This window comes from Paenibacillus radicis (ex Gao et al. 2016) (assembly GCF_014641555.1).
GTDB lineage: Bacteria > Bacillota > Bacilli > Paenibacillales > Paenibacillaceae > Pristimantibacillus > Pristimantibacillus radicis.
Genome location: NZ_BMHY01000005.1, coordinates 290,527 through 314,301 on the forward strand (window position 1 = coordinate 290,527; position 23,775 = coordinate 314,301).

24 protein-coding genes and 1 riboswitch are annotated in these 23,775 nt (G+C 49.6%); of the genes, 14 read left to right on the forward strand and 10 right to left on the reverse strand.

What is annotated here, in order from left to right; translation table 11 throughout:
• Positions 1-211: 211 nt before the first annotated feature.
• Positions 212-1,075, forward strand: a complete 864-nt coding sequence (locus IEX98_RS15325; protein ID WP_188890080.1) for a stalk domain-containing protein — start codon at positions 212-214, stop codon at positions 1,073-1,075.
• A gap of 969 nt (positions 1,076-2,044) precedes the next feature.
• On the opposite strand, the gene serS is transcribed toward IEX98_RS15325, so the two are convergent.
• The 3 genes from serS to IEX98_RS15340 all read right to left on the reverse strand — a co-directional run bounded on the left by serS (position 2,045) and on the right by IEX98_RS15340 (position 4,685).
• Complete coding sequence (gene serS / locus IEX98_RS15330; RefSeq protein WP_188890081.1) at positions 2,045-3,322, reverse strand: serine--tRNA ligase; 1,278 nt, start codon at positions 3,320-3,322, stop codon at positions 2,045-2,047.
• 378 nt (positions 3,323-3,700) lie between these two features.
• Positions 3,701-4,183: an anthrone oxygenase family protein gene (locus IEX98_RS15335; RefSeq protein ID WP_188890082.1), complete on the reverse strand. Its 483-nt coding sequence runs from the start codon at positions 4,181-4,183 to the stop codon at positions 3,701-3,703.
• A 76-nt stretch (positions 4,184-4,259) separates the two neighbouring features.
• Positions 4,260-4,685 carry a MarR family winged helix-turn-helix transcriptional regulator gene (locus IEX98_RS15340; protein ID WP_188890083.1) on the reverse strand — a complete coding sequence of 142 codons (426 nt, stop codon included), beginning with the start codon at positions 4,683-4,685 and terminating at the stop codon, positions 4,260-4,262.
• Positions 4,686-4,987: 302 nt separating this feature from the next.
• Here IEX98_RS15340 and rpiA point away from each other — a divergent pair, with 302 nt between their 5' ends.
• Positions 4,988-5,665, forward strand: coding sequence for a ribose-5-phosphate isomerase RpiA (rpiA, locus tag IEX98_RS15345; protein ID WP_188890084.1), 678 nt, complete (start codon positions 4,988-4,990; stop codon positions 5,663-5,665).
• A 141-nt stretch (positions 5,666-5,806) separates the two neighbouring features.
• Here the strand turns inward: rpiA and IEX98_RS15350 are convergent, their stop codons facing one another.
• A complete protein-coding gene (locus tag IEX98_RS15350; protein ID WP_188890085.1) occupies positions 5,807-7,501 on the reverse strand; it encodes a M3 family oligoendopeptidase in 1,695 nt (564 codons plus the stop codon).
• Between the two features lie 134 nt (positions 7,502-7,635).
• On the reverse strand, positions 7,636-8,073 hold the full coding sequence (locus IEX98_RS15355; RefSeq protein WP_188890086.1) for a MarR family winged helix-turn-helix transcriptional regulator: 438 nt from the start codon (positions 8,071-8,073) through the stop codon (positions 7,636-7,638).
• Positions 8,074-8,194: 121 nt separating this feature from the next.
• On the opposite strand from IEX98_RS15355, the gene IEX98_RS15360 reads away from it, so the two are divergent.
• Both IEX98_RS15360 and IEX98_RS15365 read left to right on the forward strand, forming a co-directional pair.
• Positions 8,195-8,782, forward strand: a complete 588-nt coding sequence (locus IEX98_RS15360; RefSeq protein WP_188890087.1) for an NAD(P)H-dependent oxidoreductase — start codon at positions 8,195-8,197, stop codon at positions 8,780-8,782.
• A gap of 174 nt (positions 8,783-8,956) precedes the next feature.
• Positions 8,957-10,651, forward strand: a complete 1,695-nt coding sequence (locus IEX98_RS15365; protein ID WP_188890088.1) for a histidine kinase N-terminal 7TM domain-containing diguanylate cyclase — start codon at positions 8,957-8,959, stop codon at positions 10,649-10,651.
• A gap of 3 nt (positions 10,652-10,654) precedes the next feature.
• Here the strand turns inward: IEX98_RS15365 and IEX98_RS15370 are convergent, their stop codons facing one another.
• The 3 genes from IEX98_RS15370 to IEX98_RS15380 form a co-directional block, all read right to left on the reverse strand.
• Complete coding sequence (locus IEX98_RS15370; protein ID WP_188890272.1) at positions 10,655-11,380, reverse strand: zf-HC2 domain-containing protein; 726 nt, start codon at positions 11,378-11,380, stop codon at positions 10,655-10,657.
• Between the two features lie 9 nt (positions 11,381-11,389).
• Entirely contained in the window at positions 11,390-11,905 is a 516-nt protein-coding gene (locus tag IEX98_RS15375; protein ID WP_308421801.1) for an RNA polymerase sigma factor, read from the reverse strand.
• Positions 11,906-11,968: 63 nt separating this feature from the next.
• Positions 11,969-12,472, reverse strand: a complete 504-nt coding sequence (locus tag IEX98_RS15380; protein WP_188890089.1) for an SRPBCC family protein — start codon at positions 12,470-12,472, stop codon at positions 11,969-11,971.
• Positions 12,473-12,923: 451 nt separating this feature from the next.
• Between IEX98_RS15380 and IEX98_RS15385 the strand changes: the two genes are divergently transcribed.
• On the forward strand, positions 12,924-13,550 hold the full coding sequence (locus IEX98_RS15385) for a nitroreductase family protein (RefSeq protein ID WP_188890090.1): 627 nt from the start codon (positions 12,924-12,926) through the stop codon (positions 13,548-13,550).
• Positions 13,551-13,639: 89 nt separating this feature from the next.
• On the opposite strand, the gene IEX98_RS15390 is transcribed toward IEX98_RS15385, so the two are convergent.
• Together IEX98_RS15390 and yjcZ are read right to left on the reverse strand one after the other, a co-directional pair.
• Positions 13,640-14,713: an LLM class flavin-dependent oxidoreductase gene (locus tag IEX98_RS15390; protein WP_188890091.1), complete on the reverse strand. Its 1,074-nt coding sequence runs from the start codon at positions 14,711-14,713 to the stop codon at positions 13,640-13,642.
• A gap of 251 nt (positions 14,714-14,964) precedes the next feature.
• Positions 14,965-15,081 carry a sporulation protein YjcZ gene (yjcZ, locus tag IEX98_RS15395; protein ID WP_081735465.1) on the reverse strand — a complete coding sequence of 39 codons (117 nt, stop codon included), beginning with the start codon at positions 15,079-15,081 and terminating at the stop codon, positions 14,965-14,967.
• Positions 15,082-15,346: 265 nt separating this feature from the next.
• On the opposite strand from yjcZ, the gene IEX98_RS15400 reads away from it, so the two are divergent.
• The 9 genes from IEX98_RS15400 (at position 15,347) to IEX98_RS15440 (ending at position 23,613) form a co-directional block, all read left to right on the forward strand.
• On the forward strand, positions 15,347-15,703 hold the full coding sequence (locus tag IEX98_RS15400; RefSeq protein ID WP_188890274.1) for a GIY-YIG nuclease family protein: 357 nt from the start codon (positions 15,347-15,349) through the stop codon (positions 15,701-15,703).
• A gap of 743 nt (positions 15,704-16,446) precedes the next feature.
• On the forward strand, positions 16,447-16,935 hold the full coding sequence (locus tag IEX98_RS15405; protein WP_188890092.1) for an SRPBCC family protein: 489 nt from the start codon (positions 16,447-16,449) through the stop codon (positions 16,933-16,935).
• A gap of 98 nt (positions 16,936-17,033) precedes the next feature.
• Positions 17,034-18,050: an SDR family oxidoreductase gene (locus IEX98_RS15410; protein ID WP_188890093.1), complete on the forward strand. Its 1,017-nt coding sequence runs from the start codon at positions 17,034-17,036 to the stop codon at positions 18,048-18,050.
• Positions 18,051-18,247: 197 nt separating this feature from the next.
• Positions 18,248-19,054 carry a class I SAM-dependent methyltransferase gene (locus IEX98_RS15415; protein ID WP_188890094.1) on the forward strand — a complete coding sequence of 269 codons (807 nt, stop codon included), beginning with the start codon at positions 18,248-18,250 and terminating at the stop codon, positions 19,052-19,054.
• Positions 19,055-19,147: 93 nt separating this feature from the next.
• Positions 19,148-19,747, forward strand: a complete 600-nt coding sequence (locus tag IEX98_RS15420; RefSeq protein ID WP_188890095.1) for a TetR family transcriptional regulator — start codon at positions 19,148-19,150, stop codon at positions 19,745-19,747.
• A gap of 232 nt (positions 19,748-19,979) precedes the next feature.
• Positions 19,980-20,720 (forward strand): SDR family oxidoreductase, encoded by a 741-nt coding sequence (locus tag IEX98_RS15425; RefSeq protein WP_188890096.1) that lies wholly within the window; start codon positions 19,980-19,982, stop codon positions 20,718-20,720.
• 81 nt (positions 20,721-20,801) lie between these two features.
• Positions 20,802-21,272: a heme-degrading domain-containing protein gene (locus IEX98_RS15430; protein WP_188890097.1), complete on the forward strand. Its 471-nt coding sequence runs from the start codon at positions 20,802-20,804 to the stop codon at positions 21,270-21,272.
• A 159-nt stretch (positions 21,273-21,431) separates the two neighbouring features.
• Positions 21,432-21,536, forward strand: a riboswitch (purine riboswitch).
• A gap of 156 nt (positions 21,537-21,692) precedes the next feature.
• Positions 21,693-22,298 carry a xanthine phosphoribosyltransferase gene (locus tag IEX98_RS15435; RefSeq protein ID WP_188890098.1) on the forward strand — a complete coding sequence of 202 codons (606 nt, stop codon included), beginning with the start codon at positions 21,693-21,695 and terminating at the stop codon, positions 22,296-22,298.
• Between the two features lie 4 nt (positions 22,299-22,302).
• A complete protein-coding gene (locus tag IEX98_RS15440) occupies positions 22,303-23,613 on the forward strand; it encodes a nucleobase:cation symporter-2 family protein (RefSeq protein ID WP_188890099.1) in 1,311 nt (436 codons plus the stop codon).
• Positions 23,614-23,775: the final 162 nt, after the last annotated feature.

Sequence of the window (23,775 nt, forward strand, 5' to 3'; positions counted from 1 at the left end):
CCTGTGAAAAAGGACAAACTCGGGCTAGCGCATCGCGCTTCCGTGGCTTGTCCTTTTTTTAGCCTATGCGGTTTAGATTCGATGTGGAAGCGGGTATAGACATGGTAGCGATGGAATGTAAAAATTCCCAAACGCAACACTCTCAACCTGCCGACGTCTATAATTTTAGCGAAGGCAACAATATGAACCTTATTTTAAAGGAGGCATACACATGAAAAAAATCAAAAAAGCAACGGTAACGCTGCTGGCAACGGCCCTTCTTGTCCTGCCCAGCTTGCCGGGACAAAGTTTTGCTAATGAACCTGCTGCAACGTTGAATGAGCAGAATACGGCTGCAGACGAACAGGCTACGATTATTCGCGGCGGTTATATGAAGGACAATCGGCTGCTTATTCCAGTCCGGGTCGTAACGGAAAATTTGGGCGCGAAAGTGATCTGGAATGCAGCCTCGAAAACCGTCACGATAAGCAAAGACGAGGTTGAGGTCGTGTTAACCTTGAACTCGAAGACCGCATTGGTCAACCAAATGCCGATTACGCTTGATGTAGCTGCAGAAGAGAAGAATGGCGGCACTACATACGTGCCTCTTCGTTTTCTAAGCCAGGCGCTGGGAGCGAACATCAGCTGGGACCAGAAGTCAGGCCAAGCAGCAGTTCAATTAAATGGTCAGAGCCTGATCATTATTCCCGATAAGCCTCCCGTTCAAATCCCTAACGAAAAAAGGCTGACAGCCAGACAACAGCAGATTATTGCCGATAAATTGAACGAAGCGACTGATCTGTCGTCGATTAAGCAAATCCGGACGCATTTCAGCCCTTATTTTACGGATCGGTTCATCAATACAATTATTCAAAATAAGGGACTGAAATATAAAAATCAGATGAAGGACGTCACGCCGTCTGCGCTGCAATATACCAACAACCAAACCGCAGTCTTAACGCAATATGTGTTCATCTCGTCTGACTACGAAACGGAAACGTACCTCCACCGCAAAGCTACCCTCATCTACACCGGCAAGGTGTGGAAGGTCGACGCTGTCGACTTCAAGCTGGAGGAGTACAACTTGCGTCCATAGCGCGAACTAACTGAGTTGTTTAGTGAAAAAGAAGTTCCACAGCTAATCGCTGTGGAACTTCTTTGGCTTTGCACGACCTCTTTGCGGCCGTACTCTAACGCCCAACGAGCTGGGGTTCGTTAAATAGCGAACCAGCTTCGCTGCGGGCCCTTACCTTGCTGTTTAACGAACCGGCTTCGCTAATAGCGAAGAAAGCTTCGCAGTGCGCCTTCACTCGGCGTTTTAACGAACGGGCTTCGCAAAATAGTGCAGATAGCTTCGCAGTGCGCCTTCACGCGGTATTTTAACGAACCCACTTCGCAAAATAGCGAAGCGGTTTTCGCAAATGTCCGTGATTTTCACACTAGCCTGAGGCTACAGCGAACTAAACTTCGCTACTGGTGAACCTAGGTTCTCGAAAAACGAAATTCAGTTCGCTATAGCCTGCGAGCACCTTGCCTAGCCTTCTCTCAGCGAACTTGGGTTCGTTAAATAGCGAACCAGCTTCGCTGCGGGCCCTTACCCTACTGTTTAACGAACCGGCTTCGCTAATAGCGAAGAAAGCTTCGCAGTGCGCCCTCACTCCGCAGTTTAACGAAGCCGCTTCGCAAAATAGCGAAGCGGTTTTCGCAAATGCGCGCCAATGTAGCACTCGCTCAATCTACAGTGAACTAAACTTCGCAACTGGTGAACCTAGGTTCTCGAAAAACGAAATTCAGTTCGCTGTTACTGTCCAGCGCTCCGACTTACCCCTGCGCAGCGAATTTGGGTTCGTTAAACAGCGAACCAGCTTCGCTACGGGCCCCCACCTTTCTGTTTAACGAAGCAGCTTTGCAAAATAGCGAAGTGGTTTTAGTGGATTTCGCAAATGCCGGCGAATGTCACACCTGTCGAGTGTCTGTACTCCGCTGCCGAACGACCCTGCTTCGCTAATAGCGAAGAGAGGCTCGTTAAGCGAGCCGTCTGCGCACTGTCGCTACATTCCCGTCCTTAAACTCGAAGCCGCTCGAGCCCGTTCATGTACTTCCGCAAGGCTTGCGGAATACGGATCGAGCCGTCCTCCTCCTGGTGGTTCTCCAGCAGCGGGATCAAAATCCGTGGCGAGGCCACGGCTGTGTTGTTGAGCGTATAGCAGAAGCGCAATTTCCCGTCCGTATCCCTGTAGCGGATATTCGAGCGGCGAGCCTGAAAATCGGTAATGTTCGACGACGAGTGAGTTTCCCCGTAAGCCTCGCGGCTAGGCATCCATGTCTCGATATCCATCTGTTTGTACGTTTTCTGAGACATATCGCCGGTGCAGACTGCCATAACCCGGTAAGGCAGCTCAAGCAGTTGCAGCAGTTCTTCTGCATTTGCCGTAATTTCTTGCAAAAGCTGTTCCGACTGCTCCAAGCTATCCTCGCAAATAACAACTTGTTCTACCTTTGCAAACTGATGGACACGGTACAGACCCTGCACATCTTTGCCGGCCGAACCAACCTCACTGCGAAAACAAAGCGAAGTCGCCGCCACTCTGATCGGTTCCGTCACATCCACAATATCCCCATTGAAGTATGCCAGCAGAGGAACCTCCGACGTCCCCACAAGCCATGCGTCCTCATCTTCAATTTTATAGGTTTGATCCTGGCTCAGCGGAAAATGACCGGCATGGAGCAACGCATCCGTACGGACCATCAACGGAACCTCCAGCGGCGTAAAGCCTTTATCCATCAGTAAATCAAAAGCAAGCTGCTGCACGGCCCGGTGCAACAGGACGCCCGGCCCTGTCAAATAGTAATGGCGGCTTCCAGCTGTTTTGACTCCGCGCGGAATGTCGATCATGCGATGCAGCTCACCGAGCGCAACATGATCTCTCTTTTCGAAACTGATGACAGCAGGCTCTCCCACCCGTTTAATCTCAACGTTATCTTGATCCGAGAGACCTTGCGGCGTGTCCGGCGATACCCGGTTCGGTACGTATAGCATCAACTGATTAAATTCATGCTCAGCTTTCCGATACTCGCCCTCCATATCGCTCAGACGGCGATTCAACGCTTTGGCCTCCAGACGCATCCGGTCCGCATTGACGATATCCTGCTGCTGCAGAAAAGCATTAATCCGGGGAGCCATTTCATTTCGTTCCCGGCGAAGCAGCTCTACCTCCTGTAAAAGCAACTTCCTTTTGTCGTCCTGTTCCAGAAGCCGGTCAACAGAAATCGCAATCCCCTTCTGATTGGCTGTTTCCTGTACTTCATCCTGATTTTGACGAATCCACTTGATGTCTAACATTGGCACCGCTCTCCTTTTTCATGAAAATACAAAAAGCGCCCTTGTCCATATGGGACGAAGAGCGCTTGATTCGCGGTGCCACCCAAATTGATTAGACAGCATCACTGTCCAATCCACTTAGTTCCGCGTTAACGGGCGGTTCCGGTAAACTTAGGGAGAAGTCGCAGTTCCCCTTGACGAGTACGCCTCCGAGTTGGATTCTCTTCATCGGCACGATTCAATATTTGTATTAGTATAGTGTATAGCGCTGTTATTATGCAAGTGCTAGTTACCTATTCGTAATTTAGCAGGAGCAAGGTTCCCATCAGCAACTGCTCAATTCGCGCTACTACAACGGTTTAATCGGGACCTATAGTGGAGGGGTTAGCTAGTTGAGCCTCACCATTTACGAATCGCGATGATAAAAGAAGCCAACGCCGCCAATGAAGCGAACGTTCGTACATGATTCCAGACGACCCAGTCCGTCAAATAACCCGCCCATACCCGGGCGCCTTCGGGGCTCCCCGGTTTCACGGCGGCTAAGGCATCGTTAAGCGGTACGTTGAAAATGACCGTCACTATAAAAGAACCGAGCAGATAAAGCAAACTTCCGATTAGCACGTATGAGGCGCCGGGAGAGCCCCAATTGAAAAACGCAGCAACGCCAAGAACAACGCAGATTAAGGCCGTTCCCATAAACACCAAGCTGAACAAGGTTTGAAGAATCGTCGTATTAATGGACTGCATAGCGGCTATGCCTTGTGCTGCTGGAAGCTTTGCAAGAGCTTTCATGACGAAGGTGGAAAAGGCAAAAAATATGCCCGCAATCAAGCCGCTCCCGAGAGCTGATCCATAAGTTAAATAATAGAGAACACTATTCATAACAACACGCCTCCAATGTTCAATATTTAATTTGTTTGCACAAGCAACTATTGGAAAATAAAAATCAAATGAATGCTCATTCGATTTTCTCTAGCTGATCGCTTACTTGATAAAGCTGCAACGAAAGCTGATCACCCTCTTCACCCAAGATGGCATTATATCTGCTTCTAAGATTATTCCAGCATTCGTGGATAGATGCTTCCAATGCTTTACCTTTATCCGTAGCATAGATGAGGGACAGCCGGCCTTCGGAACGGTTATATAATAAGCCGCTGGCTGCAAGCTTCTCAATAACCCGGGTCACGGTGGAGGGTTGGAGATGAAGGACTTGGCCAAGCTCCTTCTGAGAAATACCGTCTTTCTCATACAAGGCCATCAGCAGGAAAGCCGAGGTTGGAGAAAGCCCGCTTACTTTGAATGCATCCTCTGCCATTTTCGTAATGACTCTGCTGAGGCGGTTGGCTGTGAAGAAAAGACATTCCTTGAAATAAACATCAAGCATAATAGGCGCCACCTTTCGATCGAAATCCAACTAGTTGTTTGTACATACAACTTTAATTCTTTTGCCTTTATTTGTAAAGTGTGATTTTGTGAGGAGAATCTGGCGATCAGGATAATCACGGCCCCGCTATTGAGGCCGGATTTTATTATTGCTAAGATAGATGCAACAGCTATTTGCCTTATCTAACAATAGCTCTATATTCCTTCAATCAGTATCTCTTAAAGTTGGACAAGGCAGGCACAGATTTATAGAGCAATTATGCCGGTATAGCGGTATTTAAATAAGGGAAGGGGACGGCAACGATGGACGCAAAAAGATTAGCCGGCGAAAGAGCAGCCGACTATGTAGAGGATGGAATGGCAGTTGGACTGGGAACAGGTTCAACCGTTTACTGGACGCTGATGAAGCTGGGAGAACGCATTAAGGACGGATTGCACATAAAAGGTATAGCGACCTCGAAGGCGACGGAAAAGCTCGCTGCGGAGCTGGGCATTCCGTTAACTGATTTTGCCGAAGTGGAGCAGCTTGATCTGGCGATCGACGGAGCCGATGAATTCGACGCGCGGCTCCAATTGATCAAAGGCGGCGGTGGTGCGTTGCTGCGCGAAAAGCTGGTTGCCGCCAACGCCAAACGTTTTATTGTTGTCGCTGACGATTCGAAAGCGGTAACGAATTTGGGCAAGTTTCCTCTCCCGGTAGAGGTTGTACAATTCGGCTGGGAGGCCACGCGCAGGCAGTTGGAGAAATTGGGGTGCAGCACGCAATTGCGCATGAAGGAGCAAGCTCCGTTCATTAGTGATAACGGCAATTATATTATCGACTGCCAGTTTGAAGCGATCACAGACGATGCGGTCAAATTGAACGAACAAATGAACAGAATTCCCGGTGTGGTCGAAAATGGGCTGTTTGTGAATATGGCTGACCTCGTTATCGTTGGAGGCCGGGATGGTGTCGTGACGGAGCAACGCCGAGAAATATGAGTACAACTCTAAAGGCAGTCAAGTCTTGGGAGTCAAGGGACGGTATCGGGACGGTGCAACCGTAATATGCGCTGCAAACGAAAAAGCAGGACTACCATCATGGCAGTCCTGCTTTTTTTTCGCAACAGGGCGGTCAGTGAACTAAAGCGCCTTGTCGTCTACACCGTTCAGCCAGCTCTCGATGCTGCCGATGACTGAGGTTACGCAGCCGTCCTCGAATGGCGAGATCAGGCCTGCTTCGCGCACGAGCTCCGTGAAGGAGAGGCTGCCGCCTAAGCGGCATAGGTCGAGATAGGCCGACCATGCGGCATCGCGGTCCTCGTGCATTTTTTTCCAAAATTGAAAGGCACAGATTTGCGCCAGTGTGTAGTCGATATAATAGAACGGCGAGCTGAAGATATGCCCCTGCCTATGCCAGAAGCCGCCTTGCTCCAAATAAGCATTGTCCGCATAGTTGCGGTGCGGCAAATATTTCTTCTCAATCTCCCGCCATGCCTGCTTCCGTTCCGCTGGTGTTGCATCGGGATTCTCGTAGACGAAATGCTGGAATTCATCGACGGTTACACCGTAAGGCAAGAAGTTCAGGGCGCTGGCGAGATGCTGGAACCGGTATTTGTCCGCATCTTCCTTGAAGAAGAGATCCATCCAAGGCCAAGTGAAAAACTCCATGCTCATCGAATGGATTTCGCAAGCCTCATAGGTCGGGAAGCTGTATTCCGGCACAGCGAAGCTTCTGCTCTCGTACACCTGGAAGGCATGCCCGGCTTCATGCGTCAGAACGTCGATATCGCCTGAGGTACCGTTGAAGTTGGAGAAAATATAAGGCGCGCCATACTCGCTGATATAGGTGCAATAGCCGCCGCTTTGCTTCCCTTTTTTGCTGACCAGATCCATGAGTCCGTTGTCCTGCATGAACCGGAAGAACGTGTCTGTCTCCGCAGACAGCTCCTGATACATCGTCGCTCCGTTGTTCACGATCCACTCCGGATCGCCTTTTGGCTTGGCGTTCCCGGTAAGGAAGGCCAAATTCTCGTCATAGTAGAGCAGCTGCTCCACGGCGATCCGGTTGCGCTGGCGTTCCTTGAGCTTCGAAGAGACGGGCACGATGTGTTCCAGCACTTGATTGCGGAAATTGGCGACCATTTCTGCGCTGTAGTCGGTGCGCGACATCCGCGCGTAGCCAAGCTCTACATAGTTGGCAAAGCCGAGCTTCCGTGCGATTTTCGTCCGTACTTTGACAAGCTCGTCATAGATGCGGTCGAAGTTCTCTTCATTCTCAGCCATAAAGCCGGAGGATGCTTCCGAAGCCCGTTTTCGCACGTCGCGATCGGTTGACTGCTGGAAGGGGGCAAGCTGGGACAGTGTCCGTTCTTCGCCTTCGAACTGAATTTTTGCCGAGGCGATCAGCTTTGCGTATTCCGTTGTCAGCTTGTTTTCTAACTGCAAATCCTCGATAACCTCGGGACTGAACGTTTTGAGCGACAGCTCCGCCAACTGGAACAACTGACGTCCCCATTTGCGCTCCAGCTCTTCCCGGAAGCTGGAACCAACGAGCGCCCGGTAGTAGTCCGTTATATACTCCTGCACGACGGGGCCGTTCTCGTCGAAGAAATCCTGCTCCGCCTTATAAAATTCATCATTCGTATCGATGGAATGACGGATGCTTGCGATGTTCTGAGCCGTATCGAATTCGCTGCGCAGTTTGTTGATGGCAGACATCGCAGCGTCCTGTTCTTCATATCGTTGTGCAGACGTGAAGGCGGACAGCAGCTCCTTAAACGTATGCTCAAAAGCTTTCACATCAGGACGTTCATAAGGGTATTCATTGAATTTCACTACCGTGCACCTGCCTTCTTTGGAATGGGATGATTATGAAGGCAGCAATGAAGCCGCCTTCGTATTCATTTTATTCGATATGGGTACAGGTTACTCCTCCCATTGGGAGGGGAGTGCTTTCTTTTATGTTAGGGTTAACGATTCCGATAGAACACTTTCGTGTGCAGCAGCTCCAAAGCCTCGTTAATCGCTTGCTGCTCTTCCGCAGCGGCATCCTTCATCCGTTCGAAGAAGCGGTTGCCCAACTGCCCGAACACGCCGTTCATAAGAGCCTGTCCCTCTGCGGAAAGCCGGATAAACTGTTTGCGGCGGTCGCCTTCGACGTCAAACTTCTCGCATAGATTTTTCTCGCTAAGCTTCTTCAGCTCACGGCTCGTATTGGGCATTGAGATATGCTTGCAATCGCTAATTTGGCTAAGGGTAACGGGTTGGCTGACTGCAATATATTCCAAAATGCCATATTGGACGGGAGTAATGTCATCCGGTATAACGTCTTTTGTGAAATCATGCGTGACTTCATGCACCGCAGCCGTAAAAGCTACAAGTCGATGGAAAAAAGCTTCTTTATCCATACGGATCACCTCTTTAATCTCACGATATCAAAATAATTATCAAAACACAATTATCATTTGACAACTAAATGCGAGGGGTGCTATGATTTTGTTATCAAATGATAAGTAAAGAGGTGGCGGAATGAACACGTTAGTTATTTATACGCATCCCAATCACGAAAGCTTGAGCTATGCGTTTCTTCAAAAAGTGCTGCAAGGCAGCCATGAAAACGCGAAGATCACAGAGGTTCAGGTGCTCGATTTATATGAGGAGCAATTTGATCCGGTGCTCGTGTTCAACAAGAACAAGCGTCGAAGGGATATGCATAAAGAGCCTGAGCTAGCGAAATATCGGGAGCAGCTGCTTTGGGCGGATAAAATCGTATTCGTCTACCCAATTTGGTGGGGAAGGCCGCCGGCAATGCTGTTAGGGTATATCGATCAAATGTTTGCTTCCAACTTTGCTTACCGGGACACAGGGGGACTGCTGCCGGAGGGATTGCTGAAGGGGAAAACGGCAGTCTGCGTGTCGACAATGAAGGGACCGGCGCTGTATCCGCTATACTGGCTGAACAATGCCCACAAGACGTTAATGAGGAAAGCGCTGCTGCAGTATGTGGGTATCAAAAACGTTAAGTTTTTTGAATTTGGCAGTATGGAAAAGAAGAACGGCCATCAGGGTGAGAAATTGGAAAAGATATACCGTTACTTCAAGACTGTGGCTCAATGATGAGAGGTTTTGTGACTCTTTTCGCTAGAAATTTCTTCTAATTCGAGCTTTTTTCGTAACAATCGACAACGGCATCCCACATACGCTCCCATTTGTGATACCATCGGATTAATAGTAGGGTACACGGCTGGCTGTGTTAGCTTTGGCCAAATTTTGTAGTGGAGCGAATGGATCATGGGAACGCCTTATTCCGCTGTCTTAACTCTTATCGTCACCGCCGGCGTCATCAACGTCATTATGGGGATCTACGTGCTCACCAATCGATCGAAGCAGGCGATGTCGAAGACGTTTATCGCCCTTAGCTTGTTTTCAGCGATCTATGTATTTGGTTCGGCTTTGGAGCTTTCAGCGGAGTCGCTTGCGGAGATCAAATTGTGGATCAAAGTCCAGTATTGGGGCTTGCCTTTTTTGCCGCCGATCAGCCTGCTGCTTATTATGTACTTCCTTGGGATGGACCGGTTTCTGAAGCCTCCATTGCGGATCGGGCTGTTTGTCATGCCTGTTGTGACGCTGCTGCTTGTAATGACGAATGAGTTTCATCATTTTTATTACCGGTCTATAGAGATTAGCGAAACCGCATCCTTCCTGAAAGTAGACCTTGTTGCAGGGCCCTGGTATATCATTCAAGGCGGGTTTACATTCGGCTGTATGTTCGGTGGTGTCGTGCTGCTCCTGCTTTACTGGAATCGGATGAAATCGTCGTACCGTCTCCAGCATGTGACGATGCTGGTTGGACTGCTGCTTCCGATTGCAGGAGATTTTGCTTACCTGAGCAATTTGACGCCGGAGGGCATCGATCCCATTCCGGTCATTATGACCGTAACGTCTGCGATGTATATGTACGCGCTCGCGGGCAAAGGGTTGATGAACGTCGCCCCGATTGCGAGAGATAATCTGTTTGAAAGCATGGGCGACGGTGTACTCGTACTGGACATGGAGAATAGGCTGGTCGATTATAATCCGGCTGCGGGTTCTGTTATCACGAAGCTTACGGCCAATTCGATTGGTCATTCCATCGAACCGTTATGGCGAATGCACACGGATGCGGTTCTGCTTGATCCAAAGGAAGAGGAGCTGGAGAGTTCGGCACGTGACGTTTCGCCGATACAGGAGGAGGAAGTGCTCTGGATGATCGACGGACAATCGTACTATTATCAGATCCGTTCTTCGATTGTGCGGAAGAAGGGCGGGCAGGAGAATGGCAAGCTGATCGTTCTGATCGATGTAACGGAGCGGGTGCAGCTGCAAGAGAAGCTTCGCGACCTAGCTTATCATGACGGCCTGACCGGCGTATATAACCGCTCTCATTTCATTCAATTAAGCGAGAAGCTGCTGGATGAAGCGGCCTCCAATGTTGAACCACTGGCGTTTCTGTTATTCGATATCGACCACTTTAAGCGGATTAATGATGCTTACGGCCACGATGTAGGGGATCAAGCTTTGTTGCACGTCGTGGCATTGTGCCGCAGTCTGCTTCGTCCGAATGATATTTTCGCCCGCTATGGAGGCGAGGAGTTTGTCGTTGCGATGCCGGGGCTATCGCTGCATGAAGCGGCTGCCGCTGCGCAGCAGATCCGGGCGGCAATCGCCGCGCAGCCCTTAGTGCTGCCTGCAATATCGCAGTCACAGCCTCAGCCGCAACCGCCGCCGATTATCTCTATTACGGCAAGCTTTGGCGTCGCGGTTGCAGCCTCTGTTGCTGGCGTTGCTGCTCAAGCAGGAAGCACTGCAACGGTAAGCCAGACGCTGAGCGCTGCGGACCGTGCGCTTTATGAAGCCAAGAACGGCGGGCGGAATACGGTACGTACGGCGAGCAGCGGCGATTTTGCCGATTTGAAGAGTCACACCGCTGCCGGTACGTCAGCTTGAGTTTTAAGGAAAGGGGATGTCCGCTTTCAGTTCACCTTCATTTGCCGTGAAGAATGCTTCCACCTTATCGTTGGCAGGCGGGAGCTTCATCCCTTTTTTCCAGACGAGCACCGGATCTTTCTTTGACCCGAAGTAGAGCGCCTCAATGTCTTTAACTTTGCTGTTACTTAATTGGTAGGCCTTGATTTCAGCTATGTCGAATATGTAATACATATTGTGGAGTCCTTTGTCTACAAGCGGCTTCGCTTTAATAATAGGTCGGCGGGGTATGGAATAAAAATTCCCCTTATCATCGATATTGAAGCTGACCTGATTCAGATCATAGCCATCCTTCAATCGGACATGGTAAGCGATCCGGCCATCCGCCAGCTGGCTTACGTCCGCAATTTCGATTATGGATGAAGGCACATTCAGTACATTCCACTGTCTTAAACCCATATTGCCGAAGAAAATAACAAGACATAACAGGACAGCAATAAGTCCTCCTTTCAAGGTCGCTTTTACAATAGAGCGATTCCAGAAAGCCGATATTTCTTTAATGGCATTGGCCTCGGTGCGGTTAAGTGCGGCCGTTTCTTGCGGAAGCCGGATCTCTTGCTGCATTTTCGTATATTCCGCTTTGCAGCTGTCGCACTTCGCTAGATGCTCCTCTACCAGCTGTTTGCTGGACTCGCTGCACACTTGATCGATATAGAGCGGCAGCAGATCTTTTATAACCTCGCATGGCATATTGGGCAATTAGAATTCCTCCTCCAGCAAGCTTTGAATTTTTTGTTTGGCCCGGTAGAACGTTACCCGCGACCAGCTTTCCGTTTTTTCGAATAATTGGCTAATTTGCGCGAAGCTTAGCTCCCCGAATACCCGAAGCGTAAAAACTTCCTTATAAGGCTCCTGTAGCTGATGAAGCGCTTGATGAATGCGGAAAGAGTCGTCTTGATCCAGCAAAGCCTCTTCGAAACGTGGTTGCGTGACGGATTGCGACTGCAAGGGCTCATGTCTTTTTTGCTTTTCATAATGGGAAAAGTATGTATTTTTGGCGATTTGGCAGAGCCAGACGCTTATTTTTGAATTCCCCCTGAACGTATCGATGCTCTTCAACGCTTTGAAAAACGTTTCCTGCGTAATTTCCTCGGCTACCGCCTCATTTCGGCTTAGAGAAAGAACAAACAAGTAAACCTCTTGAAAATATTGCTGGTATATCCGCTCAAAATCGGCCAGATTCTCACCTCCTTGTTCTATAAGACTGTGATTTATGGATTTCGTTACATCCTGTCAAAACAAAAAACCACCGGCTGGTGGCTTTGTTGGTTGTTTAACTTAAGCTTTAGCCAAAAATGCGTCCAATTGATCAAAGGTGCCGCCGAAGCCTTGCTGCATCGATTCATGCATGGATTTGAAAAATTGGAGCTGAGTCTCGGTGGCATTAATCGGGCCGCCACGCATCGTTAGCAGCGTTTTGCCGTCTTGCTCGGTGAAGATCAGCGTATTTTTGATTTCCATTGGAAAGTCAGCGTTAAACGGAGCAGGGATGGTGTTCGCCTCCTCATCGGAGAAGGAATTGACGAATACTAGCTTCTCTGGCTCGACAATTTCATGGAATACAAATTTGCCCCACATTACGTGTCCTTCAGGGGACTTCATGCTGTAATGAAAAATACCTTGCGGACGAAGCTCAAGCTTGGACACTTCTAATTCCATGCCAGTTGGTCCCCACCATTGCTTCAATTGATTCACATCGGTCCAGGCTTGAAACACAATCTCGCGGGGAGCATTGAATGTGCGTGTAATTTCCAATTCGTAAGGTGCTTGATTCTCGGACATGTTAGGGCCTCCTATGGCGTTTGGGTTATAGTTTGTAGGGTCTGAATCCTAAATACAGTGTGCTCACATTACAGCGGATTGTTCCTCTAGCCGGTCAAGCGTTTCTTTCACGCCTTAAATTGCGCCGTATTCCTTCACGACCCCGGCATGATGGTCATTGATTATTGATGCTGCCTCCTGTTTTGGACTTGATTATGTTTTCATTTATTTGCTGTTGTAATTCCTGCTCTGAATATACTCCCGAAGGAATATTCCTGTCAAGGAATATTTAAAGGTTCTATTTTAAGAAAATATTAATGGCTTTCAGAGGTTGACAAATATCTTCAAATATAATAACTTTAATTCAAGATATTTATTTGGTTTTATCTCCCATAGCTTATAGGATTGCATTGCATATCTTTAATTGAAGATTTAAGCATTGAATTACATCATGAGAAGGAGAGAGATGAAGATGAGCGAGTTGACAACAGTAGTGAAAGAACGCAGATCCGCGATGAAGTTTAAACCGGAGGTTGAGATATCGGAGCAGGAGCTGAACGAAATGTTTGGACTGGTGAAATATGCGCCATCGGCTTTTAATTTGCAGCATGCCCGCTATGTAGTCGTGAGGGACGAGGCCGTCAAGGCTCAATTGCATGAAGCGGCGGGGAAACAATATAAAGTGTTAACCGCGTCCGCTGTCATTATGGTACTAGGCAATCAGGATGCCTATCAGGATGTCGGGCCGATCCATGAGGGGCTGCTGAATCTGGGCGTCATGAGCAAGCAAGAATATGATGCGACCGTTGAATCGGTTGTAGGTTTCTATGAAGAGCGTGGAGAGACGTTCAAACGGGATGAAGCGATCCGTAATGCGAGTCTGTCGGCTATGCAGTTCATGCTGATTGCTAAGGACAAAGGCTGGGATACATGCCCGATGATCGGATTTGATGCTAATGCGGTCAGCGGCCTGTTGAACATTCCGGAGAACCATGTACCGGTTATGATGATTACGATCGGCAAAGAAGATACGTCCAGCCAGCGTCCGCGCGGCTACCGCAAGCCTGTTGGCGAATTCGTCAGCTATGATACGTTTTGAAAATAAATCGGCAGCAAAGAAGCAGCCTCCCGTTGATAAAACGGGAGGCTGCTTCTTTGGGTTTCGCAAAAGCTTATTGCAGGAGTCGGTTACTGCTTCCCTTCGATACGGGCTAATTCCTTGTGGACGATCGGCGCGACTTTCGTGCCAAGCAGCTCAATCGCGTGCAGCACTTCGCGATGCGGCATCGTGCCGACGTTCACATGGAGGAAGAAACGGGTCAGGCCAAGGTTTTTGCGAAGCAGAATGATCTTCTCGGCCACGTACTCAGGATCGCCGACATAGAGAGCGCCCCGCAGGCTTCGGGACCAGTCAAAGGTCTCCCGGTCGTATTGGCCGGTCCAGCCGCGCTCGCGTCCGATGACGTTCATCTGCGCTTGCATCGGAAGATAGAACGATTCAGCCGCCTGTTCGTTTGTATCCGCGACAAAGCCGTGGGAGTGGGTAGCAATTTGCAGCTTGCTCGGATCATGTCCGGCTTGCTCAGCTGCCTGCTTGTAGAGCGCAACCAGTGGCGCGAACTTCTCCGGCATCCCGCCGATGATAGCGAATGCTATTGGCAGTCCCAGCGCGCCCGCCCGGATAGCCGATTGCGGGTTGCCTCCGCTCGCAATCCACACCGGAAGCGGGCTCTGTTCGGAGCGCGGGTAGACGCCTAGGTTATCGATGGCCGGGCGATGACCGCCGCGCCAGCTGACCTTCTCGGATTCACGGATTGCCAGCAGCAGCTCCAGCTTTTCCTCGAACAAGGCATCGTAATCGTCCAAGCTGTAACCGAACAGCGGGAAGGATTCGATGAACGAGCCTCTGCCTGCCATAATCTCTGCTCGGCCATTAGAGAGGCCGTCCAGCGTGGAGAAAGCTTGGTATACTCGCACCGGATCGTCCGACGACAGCACCGTTACGGCGCTGGACAGCCGGATTCGCTTGGTCGCGTGTGCGGCAGCCGCCAGTACAACTGCCGGAGTGCTGCCCGCATAATCGGGACGATGGTGCTCGCCGATGCCATATACATCCAATCCGACCTGATCGGCCAAAATAATTTCCTCCACGGCGTTCCGCAATCGTTCCGCGTGGCTCATCGTTTTCCCGGTCAACGGATCCGGTGTTGTCTCCAAAAACGTACTGATGCCAATTTCCATAATGTTAGCTGATTCAGTCATTGCTGTCCGCCTCCTTCTTATTGACTCTAGTGTACTAAAAAAATTATTGTTTCTCAACTTTAGTAAGCGAAATAGTTTGAGCGGCATATTATGTAGTCGATTATAGTCAGCTGTAATGCTTGCTGAAGTATGATTTTTAGATTGCCTAAAAAACCGAAAAAAGACCCGTTGAACCGGGCCTTTTCTCGAGTTTTCTATAGGAATAATCTGATAATCGGTGTGCATGGAGGCTTTAGCAATTCATTCAATAATTAGTAGCCGAAGCCGCCGCCAAAAATACCGCAGCTGCAAGCGATGATGACCAACAGAATGAACAGTACAAGGATGGCAGCAGGGCTAGTGAAAGCACCGCCAACGAAACCGGACATGAAATGCACCTCCCAACATGTTGAGTACACTGTAGGTTATGTTGCAGCGTACCAAACGGGTTGGGTGTTTACCGGGGAGGCTTTTGATTTGATGCAAATGCCTATCCTGGCGAGTGTTTACCTAAACTTTACCTGATGCAGAGCCGCCCTTAACCTGCCGGGGGTAAAATGGAGGCAACGTCTGTTCTTTTTATAAGGATTAGGATGTGTTCCTATGCCATTTGTGATAGTATTTCATCTATAACAACAGAGGAAGTGAATGGGCTTGATTCAAATTATCGTTCCGGCACCGGATGTTACCATTACGAAACAGGAAAACCCCGTGCTGAGCAATATTTACGGCTTTACCGATTTTCACCTGATCCCTAGGGATAAGGGCGGGATCTTTATGTTTTACAACGACAAGGACGAGCTGTTGTTCTGCGGGAAAGCGAGAAAGCTGCGTCCGCGAATCAAGAAGCATTTCGAGGATTCGGTGTCGGTCATGAAAGCAAAGCGGGACGAAGTAGCGAAAATCGAGGTTTGCGTCGTTGAAGATGCCGTCCACCGCGACATCTACGAGACGTTCATCATCAATCAGCGCCGGGCGAGGTACAATGTAGAGAAAGTATTCTACAAATAAGACGTCGGGCCGAAAAAAGGCAATAAGCGCCAGGTGTCATACCTGATTCTTATTGCCTTTTTTTGTACAGTGTGGTGAGCAGCACGGGGCATGTAGCGAAGCCGGTTCGCTAAATAGCGAATCAGACTTCGCTGCTCAAGGTGCCAGCCGGTAGCGATGGAGCAACAGCGAACTTGATTTCGCTTTTGGTGAACCTAGGTTCACGAATAGCGAAAAAAGGTTCGTTAATCGTAGCGGACGATACTTGAGATGGCGGAACAGCGAATTTGTCTTCGTTAAATAACGAAGTAGGTTCGTTAGCGGAAGCTTTTTGGCGGAGCAAGCGGAGACCCAACAGTGTGGTGGGCAGCACGGGGCATATAGCGAAACTGGTTCGCTAAATAGCGAATCAGACTTCGCTGCTCAAGGTGCCAGCCGGTAGCGACGGAGCAACAGCGAACTTGATTTCGCTTTTGGTGAACCTAGGTTCACGAATAGCGAAAAAAGGTTCGTTAATCGTAGCGGACGATACTTGAGATGGCGGAACAGCGAATTTGTCTTCGTTAAATAGCGAATCAGGTTCGTTAGCGGAAGCTTTTTGGCGGGGCAAGCGGAGACCCAACAGTGTGGTGGGCAGCACGGGGCATGTAGCGAAGTTGGCTTCGCAAATTAGCGAAGCCGGTTCGTTAAAGAGAGATCTGAGTGGAGAAGCAGCCCAATAGCAATGTACTTGTCTTTTACCCATACTTAGGAGGTATCTATCGATGTTGGCTAACATTCAGCAAGTGGAGAATGGCTATAGCGCCAGGTTTGAGCGGAGTTTGAAACATTCGGCACAAGAAGTATGGGCGTGGTTGACGGAGAATGATAAGCTTGCCCAGTGGTTCGCGGAGCTTCGGATCGATGAGCTTCGTGCGGGAGGAACTGTCAAATTCAATATGGGAGACGGCAACTTCGAGGAGATGGAGATATTCGTCTGTGAGCCCCATTCAATTCTAGAATACGCATGGGCCGAGGATCGCGTAAGATTCGAGCTGCATCCGGAGCCAGAGGGCTGCCGGCTGGTTTTGGAGGAGACGATTCATAAAATCGCCGAAGAACATACCGCTAAGGATTTGGCTGGTTGGCATGTTTGCCTGGACGTTATCGGGATTTTGATAAATGGCGGGAGCATTGAACCGCAGGCTAGACGTCAGGAGTGGGAGACGCTATATCCGCTTTATGTGGAAGCCGTCGCAAGTCTGCCACGGTAGCATAAGGGGAGCTCGCCTATACAGATGGTTGGACTCGTGCTATCGTAGAACTGCAGGTCGTTTATTAAAGTGTTCACAATACTAGCGGAGGTGGAAAGATGAAAGCGCTTTTTATTGGAGGAACGGGAACGATTAGTTCAGCAATTACGAAACAACTGGTGGAGCAAGGATGCGAGCTTTATCTTATAAATAGGGGAACGAAGAGTGACAGAGTGCCTGAGGGCGCCCATGTCATTCAAGCGGATATTCAAGACGAAGAACATATTGCCAAGCTGCTGGAGGGCATGACGTTTGACGTTGTTGCGGATTTTATTGCTTTTCAGCCAGCTCAGTTGGAGCGGGATTTCCGCTTGTTCCAGGGCAAAACCAAGCAATTTATATTTATTAGTTCGGCATCGGCCTACCAGACGCCATTGTCTGATTACCGCATCACCGAAGGTACGCCGCTGTCGAATCCCTATTGGCAATATTCCCGTGACAAAATCGAATGCGAGGATTATTTGCTCAAGCAATACCGGGATAACGGCTTCCCGATTACGATTGTGCGGCCAAGCCATACTTATGACGAGCGTTCCATACCGCTGGGCGTTCATGGCAGCAAAGGCACTTGGCAGGTAGCCAAGCGGATGCTTGAGAATAAGCCGGTTATCATTCACGGGGACGGCACCTCCTTGTGGACGATGACGCATAACCGCGATTTTGCAAAAGCTTTTATCGGCCTTATGGGCAACATCCATGCAATCGGAGAATCTGTGCAGATCACATCCGATGAGTCGGTAACATGGAATCAGATTTATGAAATTATTGCCGATGCGCTTGGCGTCAAGTTGAACGCGGTTCATGTGGCCTCTTCATTCCTGGATGCTTGCAGCACAGAGGATTACCGCGGCGGGTTGCTTGGCGACAAAGCCAATACGGTCGTGTTCGACAACTCCAAGGTTAAAAGGCTTGTGCCGGAATTTGTTGCCACGACCCGGCTGGATCAGGGCTTGAGGGAGACGATCCACTACATACTGGCCCATCCCGAGCATCAAACGGAGGACCCGGAATTTGATCAATGGTGTGATAAAGTGATTAATGCGCTGGATGCCGCAGCGAGAGCCATCCGTGAGTAACTTGTAATTAGATAGGGCATTCAGCGAACAAACACTGCAAGAGTAGTGTGCTGGCTTATAGCATCTGTAAGGACAATTCGGTCGCAGCCGTCAAATGGCGAATATCTATCTTACAAGAATACGGAAGCGACCGCCTTATCAAAGGCGGTCGTCTTCGTATCATCCTATTCCATGAAAAATCGGGGGTATGTATCGCGATGAACAAAGTAATCGATTATTATTCTTTTTTCGATGAGTGGGGAAGACTGGACCGCGAACCGCTGGAGTTTATTGTGAACATGCATTATATGATGAAATATATGCCGCCTGCCGGAAAAGTGCTCGATAACGGTGCCGGACCTGGTAAGTATGCGATGGAACTGGCGAAGCGGGGACATCAGGTCACGTTGACCGATCTGACACCGAAAATGGTGGACACCGCACGGGAAAAAGCGAAGGAGTTTGGCTTACTCCCGCTATTCGACGGATTTCTTGTACGCAATGCCGTATCCCTGGATGAATTGCCGGATGAAGGCTATGATGCAGCCCTCATGCTGGGTCCGCTGTATCATTTGCAACTGGAGCAAGATCGGGTGGCCGCGGTGAAAGAGCTGCACCGTGTAACCAAAAGCGGCGGCATCGTATTTGTCGCCGTTCAAACCCGGATGCGTATGGCGATCAATTCGCTGCAGTCGCCCCGCAACTGGAAGCCTAATGACAGTATGGCGTCCATCCGGCATTTTTACGATAACGGATTATTCGATCATGCTGATCAAGGCCGATTTACCGGGGCGTTCTACTTCGGAGCCGAGGAGATCCAGCCGTTCATGGAAAGCCAGGGCTTCGAGACGATCGATGTGATTAGCTCCTCCAGCATCGGCAACCTGCTGAACGAGGAGCAAAAGCAGTATTGGCTGGACAGCGGTGAATATGATAAATATATCGAATTTCTAATTTCAGTAGCCAATGATCCATCCATCCGGGGTGTATCCTCGCATCTGCTGTACATCGGGAAAAGAGCCTAACCAAGTCTCTTTATCAAATGACAAAAAATGAATATTGTTTTTATTTCGCATCGGTTATGCTATGCTTTTGGCAAGCAGAAAGGAAGATAAGCGATGGCGAATGATCAAGTTTTAACGAAGGAAGCGATCTTGGACGCCGCGGAGCAAGTGCTTCGCCGGTATGGACCGGACAAAACGTCGGTCGTTGACATTGCGAAGGCGCTGCAGGTTAGTCACGGCACGCTTTACCGTCACTTTCCTAGCAAAACCGCGCTTCGTGAAGCCGTTACGGAAAGATGGCTTCAACAAAGCGTAGCGGAACCATTGAGTGCTATTATCGAGAAGCAGCATAGCGATGCGGATGAAGCCTTGCATATGTGGCTAAAAACTCTTATCGAGATCAAACGAAGCGCTTCGCTCAACGATCCCGAAATGTTCGCGATGTATGCGGCTGTAACGCTCGATGCTACGGCGATTATTGCTGAGCATATCGATAGTCTCACCGGACAAATCGAAGTGCTGCTGGAGCGAGGCAAGGTGTCTGGAGCTTTCCGATACGACCAGCCGGCGGATCGGCTGGCCCGTGCTGTATTTTCTGCAACGGCAAAGTTCCATCATCCGGCACATGCAGCGGAATGGACGGGGGAATCTGCAGATGAGGAGTTCGGCAGTCTATGGAAGCTGCTCCTCTCCGGCCTTGCCTCATCTAAATAGATCTGTCAAAAAAGCTTCTCCCGTTTATTGAAGGGGAGAAGCTTTTTTGTCTTCGGTTATCGCGTTCCAACCCGTATTAAATTAAATAATGACAAAGTTATAATTTTGTTAGTTGACATTTGTTATTCGCGGGGCCTATAATCAAGTCAACCCGATTGGGGGACAATACCAAGCAGATTATTCAAATGAGCAGATCATGCACTGAAAATAGAAGGAAAAGGCGGGATTATTCATGGCAAATTTAACGGGTAAAGTCGCATTAGTTACAGGAGCGTCCAGAGGCATCGGGCAAAAAATTGCGGAGGAGCTTGCCCGTAACGGAGCAAAGGTTGTCGTCAATTACGCCAGCAGCCCGGATAAAGCGGAGCAAGTCGTTGCCGGCATTAAGCAGCAAGGCGGAGAAGCGGCGGCCATTCAGGCGGATGTCAGCAAAATTGCCGACGTAGAGCGTTTGTTCCAAGAAACGCTGCAAACTTACGGACAAATCGATATTCTCGTTAATAATGCCGGAATCATGATTACTAAACCGCTCGGGCAGCTGACCGAAGAGGATTTTGACCGTCAGTTCGCAATTAATGTCAAAGGTACTTTCTTCGCGATTCAGCAAGCTGCCCTGCATATGGCTCAGAACGGAAGAATCATTAATTTCTCTACATCCGTAGCAGGCGCCATGTTCCCGACTTACAGCGTCTACGCGGCAACGAAAGGCGCGGTTGAGCAGTTGACACGGCAGTTGGCTAAAGAGCTTGGTCCTAAAGGCATTACGATTAACGCCATCGCTCCAGGGCCGGTTAACACCGAGCTATTTACGGTAGGAAAGACCGAAGAGCAGATCAAAGGAATGTCCGGAATGAACGCATTTGGCCGGATCGGCGAGCCGGAGGACATTTCCGCCGTCGTAGCTTTCCTCGCGAGCGACGCTTCGCAATGGGTCACAGGGCAAACGCTCCGTGCGAATGGAGGCTTTATTTAACGGATGTGAATACCGCTTTTGGTTCCGGGACAATTCATGTAAGATGGAGAAGCAGCTAGGAACTGTAGAAGGAGCGGATAGATGATGAATGATGAATTGAAACGATTGCTGGCTCAGGAAGAAGAGCTGCAGTTTACGGCTTTTACTCACGAAGATGCGCTTCAACTGGGTCTTATCATCTGTCAGATCGCCAAAGAAGAGATCGGCAAAGGCGTCGCCATTCATATTGAAAATGATGAGCACCCGTTGTTCACGCATTATATGGAGGGTACCTCCAAGGAAAATGTGTACTGGGTGAACACGAAGAAAAACGTCGTGAATCACTTTGGGCACAGCTCGTTGTATGTCGGTGAATTGTTCAAGTCGCAGGGGACGACGTTTAAAGACGGCGCGAACCTGCCATTGTCCGAGTATCAAGGCGAGGGCGGCTCGTTTCCGCTGTTCGTGCGCGGCCAAGGCAAGGTCGGCACTGTCACCGTCTCCGGCTTAGCCGGTGAGGAAGACCACCAGCTTGCTGTAGACGGTATCCGGAAGCTGCTGGCTCAAGCCTAGCATTTATAAAAGAAGGCTGCTCCCAAGAGCAATGTCATTAAGTTAACTTAATGACATTGTCCCAAGGGGCGGCTTTTCTTTATTTATCGGCGGCGGATGTAACGGTTTCCGTATAAATTGCCACTTGATACTTTTTGAGAGACTAGTGTAGTATATATTCTGTGTTTTTATAGCTTGACTCATATAATTTTGGGGATATGGCCCATAAGTTTCTACCGGATAGCCAATGCAAATTATCCGACTATGAGTGCTTCGCGATGGCTTTCTATCGCTTGTTCTTCTTGTGCACGTTCATGGCAAGAGCAGCGGGAGTCGCGGACACGATAAGGGATGAACCGTAGGGACAGGCTTCTCATGAGCGGATAGCTCAAGGAGTTTGTTTCTTTTTTTTCATTCACACAGAGGGGAAGTTGACGACAAGTGAAAAAGCTGGAAGAACGCATACGTCAAGAGGGGGAAATATTGTCCGATACGGTGCTGAAAGTCGATTCGTTCTTGAATCATCAGGTGGACACGGCGCTTGCCCTGGAGATCGGACGGGAGTTTGCGAGCATCTTCGAAGGGAAGACGATTACGAAGGTGCTGACGATTGAAGCAAGCGGCATTCAGTTCGCTATGGCAACTGGAATCGCCCTGAACGTTCCATTCGTTTACGCGAAGAAGAAAAAGGCGATTACGCAGGCTGAGAAGGTTTATACTGCGCCTGTTCATTCCTTCACTCGGCAGGAGACCTATCAGGTCAGCATCTCGCAAAAGTATTTGGGACCTGATGACAAGGTGCTCATCGTCGATGATTTCCTGGCAACGGGCGCTGCGCTTGTAGGCTTGGTGCAGATTGTGAAAGAGGCGGGTGCCGAGCTTGTTGGCGTAGGCTGCGTGATCGAGAAGGGCTTCCAGGAAGGCCGCGGCCTTCTGGAGCAAATGGGCGTTGACGTTCATTCGCTCGCTCGAATCGCCAAGATGGCGCCGGGGGAAATACATTTCACAGAGCAGCAGTCTGCTGAACGATTAAAGGAGAAGGTATAATTTCATGTTAAGCAAACAGAGAGTGCTTGCGTTAGGATTCCAGCATGTTCTGGCGATGTATGCGGGGGCAGTCATCGTTCCTCTTATCGTCGGCGGAGCGTTGAACTTGAATGGTACGCAAATGGCGTACCTGATTGCCGCTGATCTCTTCACATGCGGACTGGCAACGATCCTTCAAGTTATGGGCACCAAATATTTCGGCAGCAGGCTGCCTGTCGTCTTGGGTTGTACGTTTACGGCGGTAGGTCCAATCATTGCCATCGCTTCAACCTCCAACTTGGCGACTGCTTATGGAGCCATTATTTTATCCGGTTTATTCGTTGTACTGGCAGCCCCTCTCTACGGGAAGCTGCTGCGGTTCTTCCCTACTGTTGTAACCGGATCGGTCGTAACGATTATCGGTCTATCTCTAATTCCCGTTGCCATGAATAATGTGGCGGGCGGTCAAGGAACGGAAGGTTTTGGCCTTCCGAGCAATTTGCTGCTGGCCTTGGTGACACTGGTCGTCATCTTGCTGGTCAATCGCTTGACCAAAGGATTCATGCGCTCTATCTCCGTGCTTATCGGGCTCTTGGTGGGCACTGGGATCGGATACGCAATGGGAATCGTCAGCTTCGCGCCGGTTGCCGAGGCTTCCCGATTCAGCATTGCTGAGCCGTTCTACTTCGGAACGCCTCAGTTTAGCCTGACGGCAATTGTCATGATGATTATCGTCAACATCGTCAGCATGGTGGAATCGACGGGCGTCTATCTGGCAGTCGGTAAAGCGACGGATCAGAAGGTGGAGCAAAAACAAATCGTCAACGGCCTTCGCTCAGAGGGCGCTGCGATTATGCTGGGCGGCATATTTAATGCATTCCCTTATACGGCATTTTCGCAAAATGTCGGCTTGATCTCGTTGACCCGCGTGAAAACTCGCGATGTTATTTTCGCTGCGGGCGGTATCATGATCGTTCTGGGCTTGTTCCCTAAGCTCGCTGCAATTACGACAGTCATCCCGAGCGCAGTGCTGGGCGGCGCGATGATCGTCATGTTCGGCTCCGTTGCAGCTTCCGGCATCTCGATCTTGTCGGGCGTTGATCTGCGCAAGGAGAAAAACTTGCTGATCGTGGCCTGCAGCATCGCGGTTGGCCTGGGTTCGGCGGCTGTACCGCAAATTTTCGACCAATTGCCTGACTTTGCGAAAATGCTGCTGCAAAACGGCATCGTATCGGGCTCTGTTACCGCTATTGCAATGAACTTGCTTCTCTCGGGACGTAAAGATGAAGAAGAAGCTGAAGCTGAAGGTAAAGCTGAGACTGCTGTCTCAGCCTAAAGAATAGCGCTTAAAGAGTGTTCCAAACGCAAAGTTTGGAACGCTCTTTTTTTATGCTCGGATACAGGAGAAGATTCGGTATTTTTTATGGAGAATTCCAAAAAATTCTATGTTATTATACAGATATTATCTACCCGCAAGTAGCGATTAGCGAGGAGGGGC